Raw genomic sequence first — 18,443 nt, forward strand, 5'->3', positions numbered from 1 at the left:
TATGAGGCGGCTTTCGGTGCTGCGCAACGGCGCTCAGCGCCCCAGCAACGCCATCACCTGGGTGAAGAAATCGACGACCTGATCGTTCTCGATGAGGTCGTCGAGCACGCGGATCGGTTTGCTGTAGAGCTCATCCTGCTTCATGATCTCAGGCCAATCGATCGCAGCAGACGCCGGGGCGGAGCCATTGGCCTGGAAGGCCTTGAGAAACTCCCAGGCGATGATCCCCTGGCCGATCACGGTGGGGTGGACGCCATCCAGGCTGAAGATGCCGCCCTCCAGCAGTTCCCCCTCTTTGCTGGCTTTGTAGAACTTGGTATTCAGCGGCGGATACAGCCACTGGAATTCTTCGGGATACACATAATTGGGCATGCCGCTGTTGCGCTTCCAGGCCATGCGGGAGAGCACATCGCCAATGTCCACCAGCACGAACGGGCTGTGGGAATAGCGCTGATTGAATTCAGCCAGCAACTGCTTGATGATCATGTTGTATCGAAGGATCACGTTATCGATGAACTGGGCATCACGAAAGGTGAGGTGGTTCTGCCGCCGTGAAAGCGCTGTGGCATCGCTGACGCCATAACGCTTGTAGTACTGGTAATAGCGGAAGGTGCCGGAGGCGTTGCCCGGCGGTACGCGCGGATCCTTCACCACCCGTTCCTCCCCGAAGCCGTCGATGATCGGCGCGATCGTCACCAGCGGCACCGTTCCCACGTAGGCCTTCCAGCTGGCGTTGCGGTTGCTGGCCATCGCCTGACAGATCTTCTCGAGCAACTGCCGGTAGTCGCGCTCGAAATCGTTCGGATGCCAGAGGTTGAAGGGATCGGGCTTGGTCGGGTCTTCGCTGCGGGCGGTGAAGCTTCTGCCATCCCCCGGCGTGAGGCGAACGTCGAGGGAAAAGAGGGTGCCGAGAGCATTGTTCGCCCCCAGGAACACGATCAGATTGTCGACACCTTCACTGGACGCCACACCTTCCAGCCAGCGGATCGGGGAGTGGGCGTCAAACGTGTCGTTCGCCTGGGGATTGAGCACGCGGTAGGCGGCCCGGTAGAAGGGTTGGTTGGCGCAGGCAAGGCCGAAGTTGTTGTCGAGACCACGACTGTCGAGCTGGATTCGATGCTTGCAGAGCGCCGGGGTGATCTCCCAGGCATCGCTCACCCGCATCCCTTCCACGGCGGTGTTGTCGGTGAATGGTGAGCTGAAGGACCGCACGGGCTTGCCGATGGCTCCCGGCCCTCGCTCGAAATAGGTTTCAGCGCGATCCAGCTCGCCCATGATCTGCAGCAAGGCCCGCGGCCATTCCCCCCAATCCACGTCCACACCGAAACGGCCCTCCAGCCTGCGGAACAGTGCTTCGAGGTCGAACTTCAGCTTTTCCCCTTCCCACAGCACCAGCCGGTAGTCGCTGGGCGCGATCCCCAGGGCTCTGGCCAGATGGGTGCTGTAGGCATGTTCTGTGAAGGCGGTGCAGCCACTGCGAAAGCCCTGCGAGACGCTGTCGCCGATCGTGAAGAGCCTGCCCATCCAGCCTCTCGGTTCCGGTGCTGCTCACCACTCTGTCCAGGATCAGAGCAAGGCCACAACTCCGAGACATCTCTTCCAGTTCCGCATCACGTTTCCTGAAGGCGGCAGGTGTGGGGTGAGGACGCTCCTGCCTGCCTTCCCTGTAGCAAGTCCATGGGGAGGCCCGCCCGAGCCGCTGTTCTATTGGGCAGACCCCTGCGGCTGTCTGCTCGGTGATCGCTCACTCTGCGACCTCGAAATCTGTGGCAGCGAAATCTGTACCCATGACATCAGCAACTGCATGATCTTTATCGATGATTTTCAGGCCTGTGATCTCTATACTTGTGATCTCTGCATCCGTGAAGTCAACAGCAGTCATTGCTGCCATTGTGGATTTAACAGCAAGGATATCTTTAATTGTAAATTCTGCAGCCGAGACCACGGCTGGTTGACGCTGGCGCAACAGGAGCTGCAGGCGGGAGTTGGAAGGGTGGATTGAAGGGCCGTCTGGTCAGTTCTTGTGCGCCGAATCCCGTCCGGCGCCACAGCCGTGCCGCAACAAGTCGGTCAGAAAACCTGCGGAACTGGCTCGGCCCCCAGGATCGCTCTGCCATCCGGCCGCACCGCGGCCACCCCGGCAGCCCTGCCAGATTCGACCCCCCAGGTTGTGCTCCGTTGACACCCGCCGCTGCCGCCGACTCCGCCAGCCCTACGACCGTGGCCACCGACGCCCTGCCGGCCGCGGGGTCGATCTGGCGGCGCAGCTGGTATCCCGTTGCCTATCTCAAGGACCTGGACCCGGCGCGGCCCACCCCGTTCACCCTGCTGGGCGACGACCTGGTGCTCTGGTACGACCGGGAGCCCGGCCAGTGGCGCGCGTTTGCGGATGTGTGCCCGCACCGGCTCGTGCCGCTCTCCCAGGGCCGGCTGAACGGGGCGGGCGAGCTGGAATGTCCGTACCACGGCTGGACCTTCAACGGCGACGGGCACTGCACCGCCATTCCGCAGGCGGAGGGCGACACGGCCGCCGCTTCGCCCCGCAGCCACTGCCGCGCCTATGCCACCGCCACGGGGCAGGGGCTGCTGTTCGTGTTCGCCGGGGAGGCGGAGACGGCTGCCGCCGTGCCCTTGCCACTGCTGCCGATGCTCGCGGCGGAACCGGAGCGCTGGAGCGTGCAGGACACCTTCCGCGACCTGCCCTACGACGCCCTCACCCTGCTGGAGAACGTGCTCGATGTGAGCCATGTGCCGTTCACCCACCACGCCACGGTGGGCAAACGCGAGACGGCAGGTCCGGTGAACCTGGAGCTGACCAGCAGCGGACCGGACGGCTTCACCGGCGTGTGGCCCGAGGGGCCGCGCCGGGGCACGCTCGGCACCCAGCACACCAGCTTTCAGGCCCCCTGCCTGATGTGGCACGACCTCACCGCCAAGGGTTTTGCCCGCATCCTCACCGTGGTGTACGCCACACCGATCCGGCCGGGGGAGTGCCGCCTGTTCGCCCGCTTCCCCTTCCGCTTCGAATCGGCGCTGCCGGCGCGGCTGCTGAAGCTGCGGCCCGAATGGCTGCAGCACCTGGCCAACCATGTGGTGCTGGAAGACGACCAGGCCTTCCTGCACTGGCAGGAGCGGGTGCTGCAGCAGCGGGGCGGCAGCGACGCGCTGGTGCGCTCCTGCTACCTGGCCACCCCGTCCGATCGCTACGTGCGCGCCCTGCACGACTGGGTCAGCGGCGGCGCCGGTAAACCCTTCGGTGCGGCGCCGCTGCCCGAGCGGCTGGGGGAAACGCCGCTGCTCGAGCGCTACGAGAGCCACACCCGCCACTGCCGCAGCTGCTCCGGCGCCGACCGGCGGCTGGCCCAGCTGCAGCCGCTGGCGGCGGCCGTGCTGCTGCTGGCGCTCGGCGCGGCGGCCTGGTGGGGGGCCTCAGCGGCGGCGGCTGGTGCACTGGTGGTGGCGGCGCTGGCGGCAGCGACCTGGTTCCAGGCGGGGCGTTGGCGGCATCAGTTGCGCGTGGGGCGGCCGGTGCCGCCGCGCAACAGCCTGCGCACCAAGGCCTGAGGCTCAGGCGCGCACCACCGGGATGTCGCTGAGGCGGGTGGTGGCGGCCCGCGAGAGCTGCTGCCGCTTCATCGCCCAGGCCGGCCGGAGACCGCAGGCGGCCCATTGCACGGTGCCGCGGCCGTAGCGGCGGTTGAGGCCATCGATCGTGGCCATCAGGGCTTCGCGTCGCTGCTGCTGCTCCGGCGGCAGCGGCGTGAGCAGATGGTGCTGCAACTGCTGCAGGGGCTGCAGGTTCTGCAGCAGCACACCGGCCTTCTGCAGGGGTTTGTGGGGGCGGAACAGGCGGTCGGCCAGGGGCAGGGCGGCGGCCAGCAGCACGGCCGTGTCGTTGCTGGCCAGCGGCAGCGACACCGTGGCGGCATTGGCGTAGAAGCTGGTGCCGTTGAAGGGGCTGCTGCGCACGAACACGGTGATGGTGTCGGTGCGTTGGCCCTGGCGGCGCAGCTTCTCGGCGGCGCGGCTGAGGTAGGTGGCGATCGCCTCCCGCAGCTGGGGCAGCTCCCGCACCGGTTCGCTGAAGCTGCGGCTCACGCAGGTTTCCCGCTTGGCGGGCGGCACCGCCACCAGCGGCAGGCAGCTGTGGCCCCGCAACTCCTGCTGCAGCCGCAGCCCCACCACGCCCGCCCTGGCCCGCAGCTCACCGCTGGCCATGTCGCGCAGCTGCAGCGCATTGGCCACGCCGCGCAGCCGGCACCAGCGCGAGAGCTTGCGGCCGATGCCCCACACGTCTTCGATCGCGACGGCCGCCAGCCAGGGATCGGGGGCGGCCACCACCCCCAGATCGAACACACCGCCGTGGGCGCGGTTCTGCTTGGCCAGCTTGTTGGCCACCTTGGCGAGCAGCTTGGAGGGGGCGATGCCCACCGCCACCGGTAGCCCCAGATGCCGCCGCACCTGGGCCCGCAGCGCCTGGCCCCAGGCGGTGAGATCAGCACCGGTGCCTGCCGGGCCACCGGTGCCGGCGGGGCGGCGCAGGCGGCCGAACGCTTCGTCGATCGAATAGACCTCCAGCTCCTCCACCCAGGGCTCGAGCGTGAGCATCAGGCGGTGGCTCATGTCGGCGTAGAGGGCGTAGTTGGAGCTGCGCACCACCACCCCGAGCCGCTCCAACTCGCGGCGCACCTGGAAATAGGGGGTGCCCATGGCGATGCCGAGGGCGCGGGCCTCGGCGCTGCGGGCCACGATGCAGCCGTCGTTGTTGGAGAGCACCACCAGCGGCCGGCCGATCAACGAAGGATCGAGCGCCGCCTCGCAGGAGGCGTAGAAGTTGTTGCCGTCGATCAGCGCGGTGGCCCAGGCCATGGAGGTTGGGGTGGAGGGGGCTCAGAGCGGGTGGATCACGTGGATGGCCACGCCCCAGAGGAGCGTGTCGTCGCCCTCGCCCAGGGCCAGCGGCGGGTAGGCGGGATGGGCCGCCTCCAGCCGCAGGCGACCGCGGTGCAGCACCAGGCGCTTGAGCGTGAAGGCCCCCTCCAGCACGGCCACCACGATGCGGCCGGGGCGCGGCTCGACGCTGCGATCGACGATCAGCAGGTCACCGTGATGGATGCCGGCCTCCACCATCGAATCGCCGCTCACGCGCAGGAAGAAGGTGCTGCTGGGGCGGGCGATCAGCTGCTCGTTGAGGTCGATGCCGGTTTCGACGTAGTCGTCGGCGGGACTGGGGAAACCGGCAGCCACGCTCTCGCCGGCCAGGGGCAGCAGCAGGCCGGTGCGGCACTGGCGCAGGGGCCGCGGGAGCGGCTGGGGCTCGGGCGGTGACTGGGCCTGGGCCGCAGGCCGTGACTGGGGCTCAGGCCGTGAGCGGGCCTCCGGCAGCGGCAGGGGATCGGGCGGTGACTGGGCGGGCATGGGCCCCGGGGCAGGCCTTGCAGATTAGTACAGATGTACCAAAGCTAGCAGGGCCAGCAGCGCGGAAATAGCCTGCGGCAACGCTGCCAGCGGGCCATGCATGCGGCAATCACCCGGCCAGCGGCCAACAGCGTTTCCCGTGATGGCGGCTGTCGTGGCGTCGTCTTCCGTGGCAATACCTCCCGTGGCGCCGCCGCCTTCCGACTCCAGCGTCGCTGGGGCCCGCTCCCGTGGGGCCGCAGCCTGAGGCGCGGGGCGCTCGCTGCTGTGATGGTGCTCAGCTGCACCGGCGCATGGGCCGCGGAGCTGGCCGGGCCGGGGGTGATCTGGCGACTGCGCCAGGGGGCGGGCTGGGTGTACGTGGCCGGATCGATGCACGGCCTTCCCGCCACGCGCAGCAACCTGCCGGCCACCTATGTGCGCGCTTACGCCGCCGCCGCGCGGCTGGTGATGGAAATCGATCTGAAGAGCACAAGTCCGGCGGAGCTGGCTGAGGAACTGCTGCGCCGCGGCCTGCAGGACGGCGGCGGCACGCTCAGCGCCGACCTGGGACCGCAGCGCTGGCGGCAGCTGCAGCCGCTGCTGAAGAGCGCCGGCCTGACGCCGGAACTGGCCGAGCCGCTGAAACCTTGGGCGGTGGCGCTGATGCTGGCCTCGGGCCAGCTGCTGCGCAGCGGCTATGGCGGCGAGAACGGCGTGGAGGCCCAGCTGCAGGCACGGGCCGCGGCCGATCGCAAACCGGTGACGGGGCTGGAAACGGCCAGCGTTCAGCTGGGGCTGCTGGCGGGCCTGCCGCTCAGCGACCAGCTGGCGCTGCTCGATCAGGCGATCGCGGAACAGGAGCCATTGCCACGCCGCCTGAACGAGCTGGAGACCGCCTGGCGCCGCGGGGATCTGGCCACGCTGGAGCGGCTGGCGCTCGCGAACGACGGCTCAACCCCGGGCGTACGGGCGGTACTGCTCGACCGCCGCAACAGCCACTGGCTGCCGCCGATCGAGTCCTTCCTGCAGCAGCCGGACAACACCATGGTGGTGGTGGGGGCCGCCCACCTGCTGGGCGAAGGGGGGCTGATCGCCCTGCTGCGCCGCCGGGGGCTGGTGGTGGAACGGGTGCTGGAGGAGGGGAGGCTCCCGCCGGCAGCGCCGGCAGGGGCCGGGCCCGCGACCCTCGCCCCCTAAAGGCGCAGCTGAAAGCCGTCGCGGCGGTGGAAATCGGGCGCATTGCCGGGATGGGCCAGGGCCCAGTAACTGAGGGCGCCGCCGGCCTGCTCCACCACGGCGGTGACTGCCAGCTCCAGCGGGCCGCCGCCGGGCAGGAGGGCGGCAAGGTCGCAGGTGAGCTCGAGCTCCAGAACGCCAGGCGTGCGCGTGACCAGGAAGGGCAGCGCCTGCAGCGCCGCCTCCGGCGCCATCCCCTGGCGGTAGCCACTGAAGCGGTAGACGTTCCAGTGGCCGGCGGGGGAGAGGTTCACCTCCCAGTAGGCGTCGGCACCGGGAGTGGCCAGGAAGAACTCCAGGCAGGTGGTCTGCCAGAGGCCATCGCAGCGCTGGGGCAGCGCCGCCGGCTCCGGCAGGCACACGCCCTCGAGCGCGCCCGCCAGCCGCCAGCCGATCTGCAGCTCCGCGCCGCGCCGCACCACCTGGCCGGTGAGGGTGAGGGCCGCCGGCGACAGGTCAAGATCGGGCGCCGCTGGGGGAGCCGCCAGGAAGGGATGAAGCGTGAAGGCGTGGGAGTCCAGAGGTGGCGGTGGCGATGAGGGTGGCGAGGTCATGCCATCACCGCCGCGACGATCGCGCGGATCTCGGCTTCCTGCGCCTCGATGCTGGCGGCGAGGGCGAACTGCACCAGGGCCCGCTGCAGGTTCTGCCCCGGCCGGCGCACCTTGAAGTACACGTCACCGGCGAGATGGTCGGTGAGGAAACGCACCCCCAGCTCGAAGGCCAGCAGGCGGATCGCGTCGTAGAGGAAGGCCACGTCGTCGGGGGTGAGCATGGGGCGGGCCGCCGCCGCGTACCCCTCCAGCAGCGCCGCGCAGAAGCCGGTGTCGAAGCGCACTGCGCGCCAGTCGGCGGCTTCCTCCCCGGCCAGGTTGCAGGCCGAGCGCAGGCAGTCGCCGATGTCGTAGTGGATCAGGCCCGGCTTCACGGTGTCGAGATCCACCAGGCTGATCGCGGCGCCGCTGGCCGCATCGATCAGCACGTTGTTCACCTTCGGGTCGCCATGGATGGGGCGCAGCTGCAGCCGGCCGCTCCCCTTGGCGTCCTCCAGCACCGACGCCCACCGCTGCCGTTCCGCCACGAAGGCGGCGCAGTGGCGCAGCTCGGGGGAGGCAGGCGGCGGCGACGCGGCGCAGACCCGGTGGTAGGCCGCCAGGTAGGTGGGAGTGATGTGGAACCCCTCCAGCGTGTCCACCAGCTGGTCCACCGGCAGATCGCTCACCAACCGGTGGAAGCGGCCCAGGCCATAGCCCACCTCACGGGCCTGCCCGGTGTCACTGAGCTGGTCGAGGCTGCGGGCGCCGCCGATGAAGGTGGTCATGCGCCAGAAGTCGCCGTCGCACTCCAGCCAGGGATCAGCACCCGCCTGCAACGGCACCACGCGCGGCACCTCCCAGCGGCGGCCCGGGCCGGCCACCGGCGCCTGCAGCTGGCGCTCGGCATGGGCGGTGAAGGCCAGCAGGTTGCGCATCACATCCCGAGGCTGGCGGAACACGTGGGTGTTGAGGCGCTGCAGCACATGGGAGCCGCCGGGGGCCCCCACCAGCTGCACCAGGTAGGTGTCGTTGACGTTGCCGCCGCCGAGCGGGGCGATCGCCTGCACCGGAGCGCCGAGCGCAAACTGCTCGGCCACCGCCACCAGATCGGGCGCGGCGGGCGGCGATGGCACTGCGGGGGCACCCCCCGGCTCGTCGGTCATGGCCTGCGCGGCAGCCTGCGCTGCAGATGGTGCCACCCACCCTGCCGCGCCGCCCGTCCCCGGCTCAACCGCTGGCCAGCAGCCTCGCCCGCCAGCGGTCGCTGAGGTCTTCCCCCAGCAGCGTGAGCAGGGCATAGACCACCACCAGCGCCAGCAGCTGGTCCCAGTCGAACGAACTGAGGCTCTCCAGCAGCTGGCTGCCGAGGCCCGTGGCGCCCACCAGGCTCACCACCACCGATTCCCGCAGCATCACATCGCTGCGGTAGGCGGCATAGGCGAGGTAGGGGCGGGCCACGCCGCTGAGGCGGCCGTAGAGCAGGGCCAGCCGCGGCCCGCTGCCGGCGCAGGCCAGCGCCTGCTCCGTGGCCGGGCTGGCATCGGCGGCGCTCTCCAGCAGCAGGCGGCCGAGCACGCCGAGGTTGTGAAAACCGAGGGCCAGCGCACCGGTGACGACACCGGGCTGCAGCACCAGCAGCAGCAGCAAGGCCGTGAGCGGCGGCGGCCAGAGGCGGCCCAGCGCCCAGACCAGGCGCAGCGGCGCCCGCAGCCAGCGGGACGGGGCCGCCAGCAGCAGCAGCAGGGGCGCCAGACCCACCGCCAGGCAGGCCGCCAGCAGCGTCAGCCCCAGGGTGCCGCCCACCAGCGCCGGCCAGGGCAGGGCCAGCACACTGGGCCAGTCGCTCTGCAGCGGCGGCAACGGCTGCACGCTGAGCAGCGCCTGGGGCTGCACGCCAAGGGCATGACCCAGCAGCAGCGAGAGCGGCAGCAGGGCCAGCAGCACCAGCAGCATCTCCCGCGCCCGCAGCCCCACCGACGGCTGCTGCAGACCGAAGCGCACGGGCATCAGCCAACGTCGCCGCAGATGGCCCAGGCCGGCCTCCAGGCTGAGCATCACGGCGAGCAGCAGCCACAGGCCGGTCCAGAGCTCATGGAAAGCGAGCGACTGCATGGTGAGCTTCAGCTCGGTGCCGAGGCCGCCAAGGCCGAACACCCCCAGCAGGGTGGCGCTGCGCAGGGCGCACTCCAGCCGGTAGCCGCCGTAGCTGAGCACCCCCGGCAGCAGGGCGGGGCCGAGCGCCGTGAGCAACGCGGCCGGCGCCGGCGCCCCACCGGCCCGCAGGGCCTCCACGTTGGTGGTGGGCAACGCGTCGAGCAGATCACTCAGCACCCGCGCCACCAGCGCCGCATAGGGGATCACGATCGCCAGCACAGCCACCGCCGGCTGCAGCCCCAGCAGTTGCAGGAGCAGCAGCCCCCAGATCAGTTCATGGATGGAGCGGGGAACGGCCAGCAGGCGGCGGATGCCGGTGGCGGGCAGGGCACTGCCGGTGAGGGTGGACCAGACGGTGCGGGAGCTGGCCACGCCCAGCAGCAGGCCGAGGACCAGGCTCACCGCCCAGCCCAGCAGCGCCATCGCCACGGTCACCAGCAGCCCACCGGCCACCGAGCGCAGCACCACCGGATCCAGCGACGGCGTCAGCGCCGCCATGGCGAACTGACCGATCAGCTCCCAGCCACCGCCGTGGCTGAGGCCCGGCAGCACCAGCCCCAGCGGCAGCAGCACCAGGGCCGGCAGCAGCACCAGCAGCGGCGGCGCAACTCTCAGCTGCACGGCGGCGTGCCTTCGTAGAGGTCGGTCAGCAGCGCCCGGTGCACCGCGGCGATCGGCCCGTCGAACACCAGCCGGCCCTGCCGCAGACCGATCGCCCGATCGAAGCCCTCCAGCAGATCGGGGCGGTGCAGGCTGAGCAGCAGGGCACGCGGCGGCATCGCCTGACGCAGCAGCAGGGCCAGCAGCTCCGCCGCCAGGCGGGGATCAAGGCTGGCCAGGGGTTCATCGGCCAGCAGCAGCACCGGGTCCTGGCGCAGCAGCCGCGCCATGGCCACCCGCTGGCGCTGGCCGCCGGAGAGAGCCGACACCGGCCGCTCCAGCAGGTGTGGCTCCAGGTCCATCGTCGCCATCGCCTGGCGGCAGGCGTCGGTTTCGAGCGGCAGCAGCAGGTTGAGCAGGGCCTTCGGCCAACCCCAGACCGCCAGCCGCGCGGCATTGAGGTTCTGCTGCACGCTGAGCTCTTCCACCAGGCGCAGGTCCTGCCAGAGGGTGCCGATGCGGGCCTGCTGCAGGCGGCGGCCCCGCCGTGAGCGGGCCGGTGGCCGGCCCTCCCACAGCACCTCGCCGTGCTGCGCTGGCAGCAGCCCATTGGCCACCGCCAGCAGGGTGCTCTTGCCGGCGCCGCTGGCCCCGAGCAACGCCACCCGCTCGCCCTGGCGGATGGTGAGGTCAATGCCCTCGAGCCGCGGTCGCGGTTGGCCCGGCACCGTGATGCCGCGCAGTTCGAGCACCGGGTTCATCGGTGCGTCCTCAGCGGATCTTGCCGATCTGACGGCCCACCTGCTCGATACGGGCGTAATCCGCGGCCTTGGCGGGGATGAACCGCTGGGCGCCGAACAGGGCGAGGATCTGCTTCTGCTCGGGGTCGGTGGTCCGCCAGCTGAGGATCGCCGACCGCACCCGGTTGCTGAAGCCCTTGCCGAAGCGCTTGTCGAGATCGGGCTGGGCGAGCCAGTGGTAGTTGGGGTAGCCGGGGGTTTTCCAGATCTGGAGCACCTTGTCACGGTTGACCTTGCCCGCGCTGAGGTTGCTGCGCCACACCTCTTCGCTGAGGGCGCCGGCCTGATAGGCGCCGCTCTGCACCAGGGCGATGGTGGCGTCATGGCTGCTGCTGAAGCCGGGGACACCGCCGGCGAAATCGCTGAGCTTGACCCCGGCCTGATTCAGGTAGAACTGGGGCATCAGGCGGCCGGAGGTGGAGCTCTCCGAGCCAAAGGTGAAACGCTTGCCCTTCAGCTCCGTCAGCCCCTTCACGTTGGAGATCGGCTTGAGGCCGCTGCTGGTGTTGGCGATGAAGACGCTCTGGAACGACGCGTCGATGTCGCGCTGGGCGACCACCTGGGCGCCGGGCTTCTGCAGGCGCGCCTGCACGCCGGTGAGACTGCCGAACCAGACCAGATCCAGGCCGCCGGTGCGGAAAGCGGTGACGGCGGCGGCGTAATCCACCACCGGCACGTAGGTGACCTTCACACCCAGCTGACGGCTGAGTTCATTGGCCACCAGCGGGTAGAGCCGGTTGAGCACCTCGGGCTTCTGGTCGGGGATCGCACCGATGCGCAGCACCTTGGTGTTCTGCTGCGCCTTCGCCTCGCTCAGCAGCGACGGCAGGGGGCCGCCGGCGGGGGCCAGGGCCGGCAGCAGCGCCAGGGAAAGGCCCACCAGCGCAGCGGTGGCACGGATGCGGAACGTCATCGGTGAGAAGGGATCGGAGGGAAGGATCGGGGCGGGCGACGGGTGAGACCCAGGCCGGCGCCTCGGCACCCAGGCGGCTGAACAGGCAACTGCGCTGGGAAACGCAGAAGCAGCTCGCAGCACAGCGGAGCGAGGAGGCACGAAGAGGTGTCCGAGGAGCCACACGTCGCGCTGCCCGGGGTGCCGTGCAAGCAAGGTGCGCCGCAGCAGGGCGGCCCTGGAGCCACTATGGCGCTCACGACGTCGTGCCCCGGGTTGGCGATGGTGGTGCCCCAGCCGATCGAGCGCTTCCTGGAGGGGACGGGGCCACTGCTGGATGTGCGCACCCCGGCGGAATTCGCCCAGGGCCACATTCCCGGCGCCGTCAACCTGCCGCTGTTCAGCGATGCCGAACGGGCGGAGGTGGGCACGCTCTACAAGCAGCAGGGGCGCCAGGCGGCAGTGCTGCATGGACTGGCGGTGGTGGGCCCGCGCCTGAAGGGACTCGCGGCGGATCTGGCCGCCTGCAGCGCCGACGCCGAGGGGGCGCCGCTGCGGCTCACCTGCTGGCGGGGGGGCATGCGCTCCGGCAACGTGGCCCTGCTGGCCGAGAGCCTGGAGCTGCCGGTGCGCCTGCTGCACGGCGGCTACAAGAGCTTCCGGCGCTGGGCGCTGGAGCTGTTCGAGCGGTCCTGGCCGCTGCGCCTGCTGGGTGGCCGCACCGGCTGCGGCAAGACCGAATTGCTGCTGGCCCTGCAGCAGCGTGGAGCCGCCGTGGTGGACCTGGAAGGCCTTGCCAACCATCGCGGCAGCAGCTTCGGCGGGCTGGGGCTGCCGCGGCAACCCAGCACAGAGCACTACGAAAACCAGCTGGCCATCGCCTTGCGGGCGCTGGAGGGGGCGGAAGCGATCTGGCTGGAGGCGGAGAGCGCCATGGTGGGCCGCTGCCGCATCCCGGCCGGCCTCTGGCGCCAGATGAAAGCCGCGCCGGTGCTGGAGGTGCAACGGCCGCTGGAGCAGCGGCTGGCCCATCTGGTGGCGATTTACGGCCAGCACGACCCGGACGCGGTGGCGGAGGCCACCCGTCGCATCGCCAAGCGGCTGGGCCCTCAGCGCACGGCCATCGCGCTGGAGGCGATCGCCAACGGGGAGGCGACCGAAGCCTGCCGGCAGATGCTCGACTACTACGACCGCTGCTACGACCACGACCTCAGCGGTCGTGGCGTCGTCACCGTGGAGCTGGGGGAGCAGACCGCCGAGCAGGCCGCCGACCGGTTGCTGGCGGACGGCCTGATGGGAAAGCACACCTAGGCCAGCACCCGGCCGATCAGGGCAGCGGCGCCGAAGCCGGCCGCCCGCAGCTCCTGCAGAGCGGCAGCGGCATTGGCGGCCGGCAGCGCCGCCAGCAGCGGGCCGCAGGTCTGGGGATCGATCAGCAGAGCCCTGTGGGCGGCCTCAGGGCCGTCCGGGCCAGGACCGGCCAGCTGCACCACACCCTCCAGCAGGGCCAGGGCGGCGGCATTGGCGGGGGCCAGGCTGCTGGCCACACCGGCTGCCAAAAGCTCCAGGGCGCCTGGCAGCGCCGGCACGGCGGCCCAGTCGAGAGCAACGCGCACCGCGGGACTGGCGGCGATCATCTCGCCGAGGTGGCCGAGCAACCCGAAGCCGGTCACATCGGTGCAGGCCCGGCAGCCGTGGCGCGCCAGCAGCGGCAGCAGCGGCGCCTGGCTCTGCTGCAGCACCGCCAGCGCCTGCTCGATCCAGGCGGGATCGGCGGCCGCCGCCATCGCCGCCGCGAACAGCACGCCACTGCCGAGCGGGCGGCTGAGCAGCAGCACATCACCCGGCTGGAGCGGGCCCTTGCGCCAGAACTGCGCCGGCGCCACCCGGCCGTTGACCGTGAGCGCCAGGCTGAGCCCGGCACCATCGCGGCCCTCCAGGGTGTGCCCGCCCAGCAGCACGGCCCCCTGCGGCTCCAGCACGGAACACACCCCCGCCAGGGTCTGCACCAGCAGCTCTTCCTGCACGGCGGCCGCCGCGGCCGGCAGGGTCACCAGCGCCTGGGCGCTCTCCACCGGCGCCCCACAGGCCCAGAGGTCGCTGCAGGCATGCAGGGTGGTGAGGCGGGCGTTGAGCCAGGGGTCGTCCACCAGGGCCGGGAAGCCATCCACGCTCTGCAGCAGCAGCGCGCCGTCGTCAAGCCGGGCCACCACGGCGGCGTCATCGGCGGGGACGGCAACCGCACCGAGTCGCCCCAGGGCCGCCTGCAGCGGGGCGGCGGACAGCTTGGCGGCACAGCCGCGGCAGGGCATGGGCTCGGTCTTGCCTCTGGAGCCCATCGGCTGCAGGACGGTGAAGCGTTCCATAAACACCTGGTCGATGGCCTGCTTCCAGTGCCACAGCCAGCGGTGCGGACCGATCGCCAGCGGCCCGAACAGGGCCAGGGCCCGGGGGCCGGCCGGATGCCAGCCGCCATCGCCGAGCAACTGCAGGGCGAACGGCTGGGGCCGCCAGGGCCTCAGGGGGCGGCTGGGGCTGTCGATACTGCGTTTCAGGTTGGCCGCCAGCACCGGCGCGGCCCGCACCGCCCAGACCCCCGACGGGGGGCGGGGCTGGCCGTCGATCAGGCCGCAGTCACCGCAGGCGAACAGGCCGGGGCGGCCCACCACTTCCAGGCTGGACGCGGTGCGGACCCGGCCGCTTCCGGGATCGACCGGCAGGCCGGCAGCGGCCAGCCAGGCAGGCGCCAGGCTGCCGGTGCAGGCCAGATCGGCAAGGGCGTGCGCGGGAGCGTCGCGTTCCAGTGGAATCGCCGCCGCCGCCAGCAGTCGCTCGCCGGCGCGGTTGGCGGCCGCCGACCCCAGCTGCAGCCCCCGGCCCCGCAGCAGCAGGCGGGGCCGCCACCCACGGGCGCGGAAGGCCAGCGCCAGCTCCACCGCCGCCGCGCCGCCGCCACGCAGAACGGGGCCTTCCGGCGCTGCATAGCCAGCGGCCCAGGCGAGGAAGGGTTCGAGTGGCTTCACCGCCATGGCGCCGGCGCTCGGCGCGGTGACGGCACCCACATCCAGGCTGAGCCGCGCAAAGCGCAGCGCCGGCCGGCCGGCCAGCAGCAGCGCCCGCTCGGCCAGATCAAGCCCGGTGATCTCCGCCTGCACGAAGGTGACGCCGGCCAGCCGGCAGAGGCGGCGCAGATCGATGGCGGCGGCGCCAGCGGGCACCAGACCCGCCACCACAGCGGGCACCAGGCCGGAATAGAGCGCCGTGCTGCCGCGGCTCACCAGTGTGATCAGGGCAGCGGCCGGGCGCTGGGCAGGCCGCATCACCCAGCGGCGCAGCAGCAGGGCATGGCTGTGGCCCCCTCCTGCCAGCACCAGGTGCAGCCGGGGCGGGGCAGAAAGCCCGGGCACGGGCGTCGTCGGGCGCAGATGGCGCCATTGTGGCCACGCCTGGGCAATGAACAAATTCCCTGCCGCCGCCTAACGGGTGGCAGGATTCGGCAAGTGGGGCCAGATTCGGTGAAATCACACCGCCATCCAGGATTGTCCTGCCTGCCTCGCCGCCCAGGCGGCCGTTCAAAGACCAGTCACCGCTGGCCAGCGCTGCCCTGGTGCGCAGCCGCGTTGCTTGCCGCCTGGGTGTGGCCAGTCAACGCCCGCGCCGAAACAGTGCTGGAACGGGCGGCGCGCACCGGCGTGATCACCATGGGTGGCCGCACCGACCTGGTGCCTTACTCCTTCGTGGACGGCAAGGGCCAGTTGGTAGGCCTGTCAATTGATGTGGCCGAGCGGATCGCCGCCGAAGCCAGCACTTACCTGAACCGTCCGGTGCGGCTGGCGTTCACTTCCGCCCCCGACGCGAACACCCTGTTCAAACAGGTGCACACCGGCGAGACCGACCTGGCCTGCGGCGTCCAGTTCACCTGGGAGCGGGAGATGTTCGTCGACTATTCGATCCCCTTCAGCCTGTCGGGAATCCGCCTGCTCACCCGCAGTGGTGGGCTCGATGGCACGGCCGCCTCGTTGCAAGGCAAGCGGATCGGTGTGCTGGCCGGCTCGCTGGGTGATGCCACGATCAAGAGCTATGCGCCCAAGGCGGTGCGGGTGCCCCTCACCGAGATCGATGCCGCCGTTGCAGCGCTGCAGGCGGGCCGGGTGGAGGCACTGGCTGGCGATTCCATCCTGCTGGCAGGCGCCGTGGCGAAAACGGGCGCCAAGGGTCTGGCCCTGGTGCCCGGGGTGGGACTGCAGCGCTATGCGGTGGGGTGCATCATTCCGGAGAACAATTCCACCTTCCGCAACCTGATGAACCTGGCGATAGCCAAGTTGCTTCAGGGCTATATCAACGGCAATCGTGATGCCACCGAGAGCGTGAATCGCTGGTTGGGCCCCAGTGGAATTCTGGAATTGCCGCCGCAAGTGATCAAAGATTATTTTCAGATGGTGCTGCTCACCAATGAGCAGATCCGCGTCCCAGCTGACACCACTCCGGAAGCAAAACCATGAGCATTCACTCCCGAGCCGGCGTGCTGGGTTTCCTGCTGGCGCTGGCGGCGCTCACCCTGCCAGTCGCCACCGCCGCGCCGGTTGCCTCCCATCCTGAGGCGTCAGTTGAGGACCGTCTGCGCCGCATCGCCACCGCCTTCCGCGCCCATGGCGGCCTGGACGCGGGCCTCGTCAGCCATGGGCACGGCACGGAGGATCCCACCCTGCTGGCAGCCGGCTTTGCCAATGGCGGACGGGGCGGCTTTGCCAACGCGGCCAACCGTGGAGGCTTCGTCAATGGGCACCCCTATTACGGCGGCGGCGGCGGCGGCTTCGTTAACGGCGGCGGTGGCTTCGTCAATGCCCGCTATGGCGGCGGCTTCGTCAACGGGGGCGGGGGCGGGGCTTTCCGCAACTGGTGATCGCCTGAAGAAAGGATCGCCCTTCACAACTGCCGAATGATCGAAGGCCGCCGCTGCCGCGATTGGGGCCAACCCAGCGTCCTGGCCAATCAGTCAGACGCCAACACAGGCGCGGGAGAAGACAGGGGAATCCGTTCCCGCTGGAGGCGGTCGAGCAGGCGCCGCTGCAGCTCACGGCTGCAGGCCCACTGCTGACCAGCCTGGGTGGTGAGCAGCATGCTCACGGTGATCCCGAGCGGGCCGGTGCCGGTGACACCGCGCAGGAAGGGGGCCGCCAGCAGCAGCGGCCCCCAGAGCGGATCGCGGCCGAGGGCGTCGAGTTCTTCGGCGATCACCGCCAGCACGGCGTTGATGTCGGCGATGCGATGGGAGAGCAGCAGCTCCACCAACTTGCCGGAGCGGATCTTGGTGTGGTTCACCACCCGGTCGAAGGCACCGTTCTGGATCACCGCCACCCGCTGATCCAGGCAGCGCAGCTGGGTGCTCAGCACGCTCAGATCCACCACATCGCCTTCGATGTCGCCGATCTCGATCCAGTCGCCGATGGCGTAGCGATCCTCCAGCAGCACCGCCAGGCCTGCGGCGAAATCCCGCAGCAGCCCCTGGAACACGATGGCCAGGCCGCCCAGCACGGCGCCGCCGGCCAGCAGGAACGACGCAGAGGTTTCGCGCACGCCGGGGATGCCCACCACCACCCAGCCGGCGGCGATGGCGATGCAGGCCAGATCCACCAGCCGGTGAAAGATGCGTTCAAGGCTGTGGTGGCGCTGGTCGCGGCGGGCCAGCTGGTCGGCGGGCACCCGGCCACTGGCGGCCCACTGATCCAGCAGAAACGACACCAGGGCGCGGCCCAGCAGCGCCGTGAACGCGAACACCAGCACCTTGATCGCCACCAGCGCAGGCTGCAGCAGCACCTCAAGGGCCAGCGGCACGCCGCCGGGAATGGCCATCAGGCCCAGCGCCACCACCGTCATCAGCTGCAGCAGCACCAGCACCAGCAGCACGACGCTCAGCGCCTCGAACAGTTGCAGGCGCAGCCCGCGCGTGGCAGCCGCCGCTGGAGCCGCTGACGCCACCGGAGCCGCCAGCGCGAACGCCGCCGGGGCCGCCACCTGTGCCTTGAGCGTGGCGATGGCCAGGCGGTTGCGGCGCCACAGCCAGAAGGTGCCAGCGGTGAGCAGCAGCACCAGGGCCATGGCCAGCAGGCAGAGCATCAACCGCTGGCGCAGGCTCTGCGGCAGCAGCGCCTGGCGGGCGTAGCGGAGGCGGCTCTGCAGTCGCTCCTGCCAACGCCGGCCCAGTTCCAGCGCGGTGGTGCCGTTCATGGTGGCGTCGGCAAAGGTCACGGTGAGGAGCGGCAGCGGCTGGGGCCGCTCCGGCACCGTGGCCTCGAGGATCACGGCGCCGGTGGGCAGCTGCCGCACCTCCACCGTGAGGTCGTCGGCGGCGGCACGCACGCCATCGGTCAGACCGCCCTCACAGGCGGGATCGTTGGCCCCCAGAGCCCGCAGCAGGCTCCACTCGGCCAGCCGTTCACTGTTGGTGCAGAGGGCGGTGGGGTTGTACAGCAAGCGGAGGTTGCCCTCGATCACCTGGGCGCGGCGCTCCGCATCGGGACCGGTCTCCGCGTCACTGCCATGGCCGTTGCTGTTGCCAGTTCCGTTGCCGTTTCCCACCACCGGCGACGCCACCATCAGGGTGGGAATGCCGAGGATGCGCACGATCGCCACCTCGTAGCTGCCGGCCGCCACCATCGAGGTGGCGCGATCAAGGGAGGGCGGTGAGGCCGTGAAGGTGGGGCGCGCCGGTGAGGGGACCTGAACGGCCGCCGGCGTGGCACGCAGCGGCGACCCCATGGCCAGCAGCACCACCACCAATGCCAGCGCCCCGAGCAGCCACCTGCGCGCCGGCTTCGTCAATCC

16 protein-coding genes are annotated in these 18,443 nt (G+C 70.7%); 5 read left to right on the top strand and 11 right to left on the bottom strand.

All coding sequences use genetic code 11. From position 1 onward, the window contains the following. Positions 1–33 precede the first annotated feature (33 nt). Together ACXMDP_RS11515 and ACXMDP_RS11520 are read right to left on the bottom strand one after the other, a co-directional pair. Positions 34–1,524 carry an SGNH/GDSL hydrolase family protein gene (locus tag ACXMDP_RS11515; RefSeq protein WP_259729097.1) on the bottom strand — a complete coding sequence of 497 codons (1,491 nt, stop codon included), beginning with the start codon at positions 1,522–1,524 and terminating at the stop codon, positions 34–36. A 220-nt stretch (positions 1,525–1,744) separates the two neighbouring features. Next, on the bottom strand, positions 1,745–1,966 hold the full coding sequence (locus tag ACXMDP_RS11520) for a hypothetical protein (protein WP_259729096.1): 222 nt from the start codon (positions 1,964–1,966) through the stop codon (positions 1,745–1,747). Between the two features lie 269 nt (positions 1,967–2,235). Between ACXMDP_RS11520 and ACXMDP_RS11525 the strand changes: the two genes are divergently transcribed. Then, on the top strand, positions 2,236–3,564 hold the full coding sequence (locus tag ACXMDP_RS11525) for an aromatic ring-hydroxylating dioxygenase subunit alpha (protein WP_259729111.1): 1,329 nt from the start codon (positions 2,236–2,238) through the stop codon (positions 3,562–3,564). Positions 3,565–3,567: 3 nt separating this feature from the next. Here the strand turns inward: ACXMDP_RS11525 and ACXMDP_RS11530 are convergent, their stop codons facing one another. Then, entirely contained in the window at positions 3,568–4,869 is a 1,302-nt protein-coding gene (locus ACXMDP_RS11530; protein WP_259729095.1) for a Y-family DNA polymerase, read from the bottom strand. 21 nt (positions 4,870–4,890) lie between these two features. After that, positions 4,891–5,418, bottom strand: coding sequence for a LexA family protein (locus ACXMDP_RS11535; protein ID WP_259729094.1), 528 nt, complete (start codon positions 5,416–5,418; stop codon positions 4,891–4,893). Positions 5,419–5,514: 96 nt separating this feature from the next. Between ACXMDP_RS11535 and ACXMDP_RS11540 the strand changes: the two genes are divergently transcribed. After that, positions 5,515–6,597 (top strand): TraB/GumN family protein, encoded by a 1,083-nt coding sequence (locus tag ACXMDP_RS11540; RefSeq protein ID WP_259729093.1) that lies wholly within the window; start codon positions 5,515–5,517, stop codon positions 6,595–6,597. Here ACXMDP_RS11540 and ACXMDP_RS11545 read toward each other — a convergent pair. From ACXMDP_RS11545 to ACXMDP_RS11565, 5 genes are all read right to left on the bottom strand, one after another. After that, positions 6,594–7,190 carry a DOMON-like domain-containing protein gene (locus ACXMDP_RS11545; RefSeq protein WP_259729092.1) on the bottom strand — a complete coding sequence of 199 codons (597 nt, stop codon included), beginning with the start codon at positions 7,188–7,190 and terminating at the stop codon, positions 6,594–6,596. The two genes, ACXMDP_RS11540 and ACXMDP_RS11545, sit on opposite strands and share 4 nt — an antisense overlap. Continuing rightward, the gene (locus ACXMDP_RS11550; RefSeq protein ID WP_259729091.1) at positions 7,187–8,335 is read right to left on the bottom strand and encodes a phosphotransferase enzyme family protein; all 1,149 of its coding nucleotides are present in this window, start codon (positions 8,333–8,335) and stop codon (positions 7,187–7,189) included. Before ACXMDP_RS11550 ends, ACXMDP_RS11545 begins: the two co-directional genes overlap by 4 nt. Before the next feature lie 64 nt (positions 8,336–8,399). Next, entirely contained in the window at positions 8,400–9,941 is a 1,542-nt protein-coding gene (locus ACXMDP_RS11555) for a PhnE/PtxC family ABC transporter permease (RefSeq protein WP_259729110.1), read from the bottom strand. Further along, complete coding sequence (locus tag ACXMDP_RS11560) at positions 9,938–10,687, bottom strand: phosphonate ABC transporter ATP-binding protein (protein ID WP_259729090.1); 750 nt, start codon at positions 10,685–10,687, stop codon at positions 9,938–9,940. Before ACXMDP_RS11560 ends, ACXMDP_RS11555 begins: the two co-directional genes overlap by 4 nt. Before the next feature lie 10 nt (positions 10,688–10,697). After that, positions 10,698–11,639: a putative selenate ABC transporter substrate-binding protein gene (locus tag ACXMDP_RS11565; protein WP_259729089.1), complete on the bottom strand. Its 942-nt coding sequence runs from the start codon at positions 11,637–11,639 to the stop codon at positions 10,698–10,700. A 261-nt stretch (positions 11,640–11,900) separates the two neighbouring features. Between ACXMDP_RS11565 and mnmH the strand changes: the two genes are divergently transcribed. Beyond that, the gene (gene mnmH / locus ACXMDP_RS11570; protein ID WP_457766871.1) at positions 11,901–12,929 is read left to right on the top strand and encodes a tRNA 2-selenouridine(34) synthase MnmH; all 1,029 of its coding nucleotides are present in this window, start codon (positions 11,901–11,903) and stop codon (positions 12,927–12,929) included. Here mnmH and selD read toward each other — a convergent pair. Continuing rightward, the gene (gene selD / locus ACXMDP_RS11575) at positions 12,926–14,938 is read right to left on the bottom strand and encodes a selenide, water dikinase SelD (RefSeq protein ID WP_457767223.1); all 2,013 of its coding nucleotides are present in this window, start codon (positions 14,936–14,938) and stop codon (positions 12,926–12,928) included. The two genes, mnmH and selD, sit on opposite strands and share 4 nt — an antisense overlap. 300 nt (positions 14,939–15,238) lie before the next feature. On the opposite strand from selD, the gene grrP reads away from it, so the two are divergent. Further along, positions 15,239–16,120, top strand: a complete 882-nt coding sequence (gene grrP, locus ACXMDP_RS11580) for an extracellular substrate binding-like orphan protein GrrP (protein ID WP_457766872.1) — start codon at positions 15,239–15,241, stop codon at positions 16,118–16,120. After that, complete coding sequence (grrA, locus tag ACXMDP_RS11585; RefSeq protein WP_094513327.1) at positions 16,117–16,521, top strand: GrrA/OscA1 family cyclophane-containing rSAM-modified RiPP; 405 nt, start codon at positions 16,117–16,119, stop codon at positions 16,519–16,521. Before grrP ends, grrA begins: the two co-directional genes overlap by 4 nt. A gap of 89 nt (positions 16,522–16,610) precedes the next feature. On the opposite strand, the gene ACXMDP_RS11590 is transcribed toward grrA, so the two are convergent. Then, positions 16,611–18,440 (bottom strand): mechanosensitive ion channel family protein, encoded by a 1,830-nt coding sequence (locus ACXMDP_RS11590; protein WP_457766873.1) that lies wholly within the window; start codon positions 18,438–18,440, stop codon positions 16,611–16,613. Positions 18,441–18,443: the final 3 nt, after the last annotated feature.

The sequence above is a fragment of the Cyanobium sp. ULC065 genome, assembly GCF_977927515.1.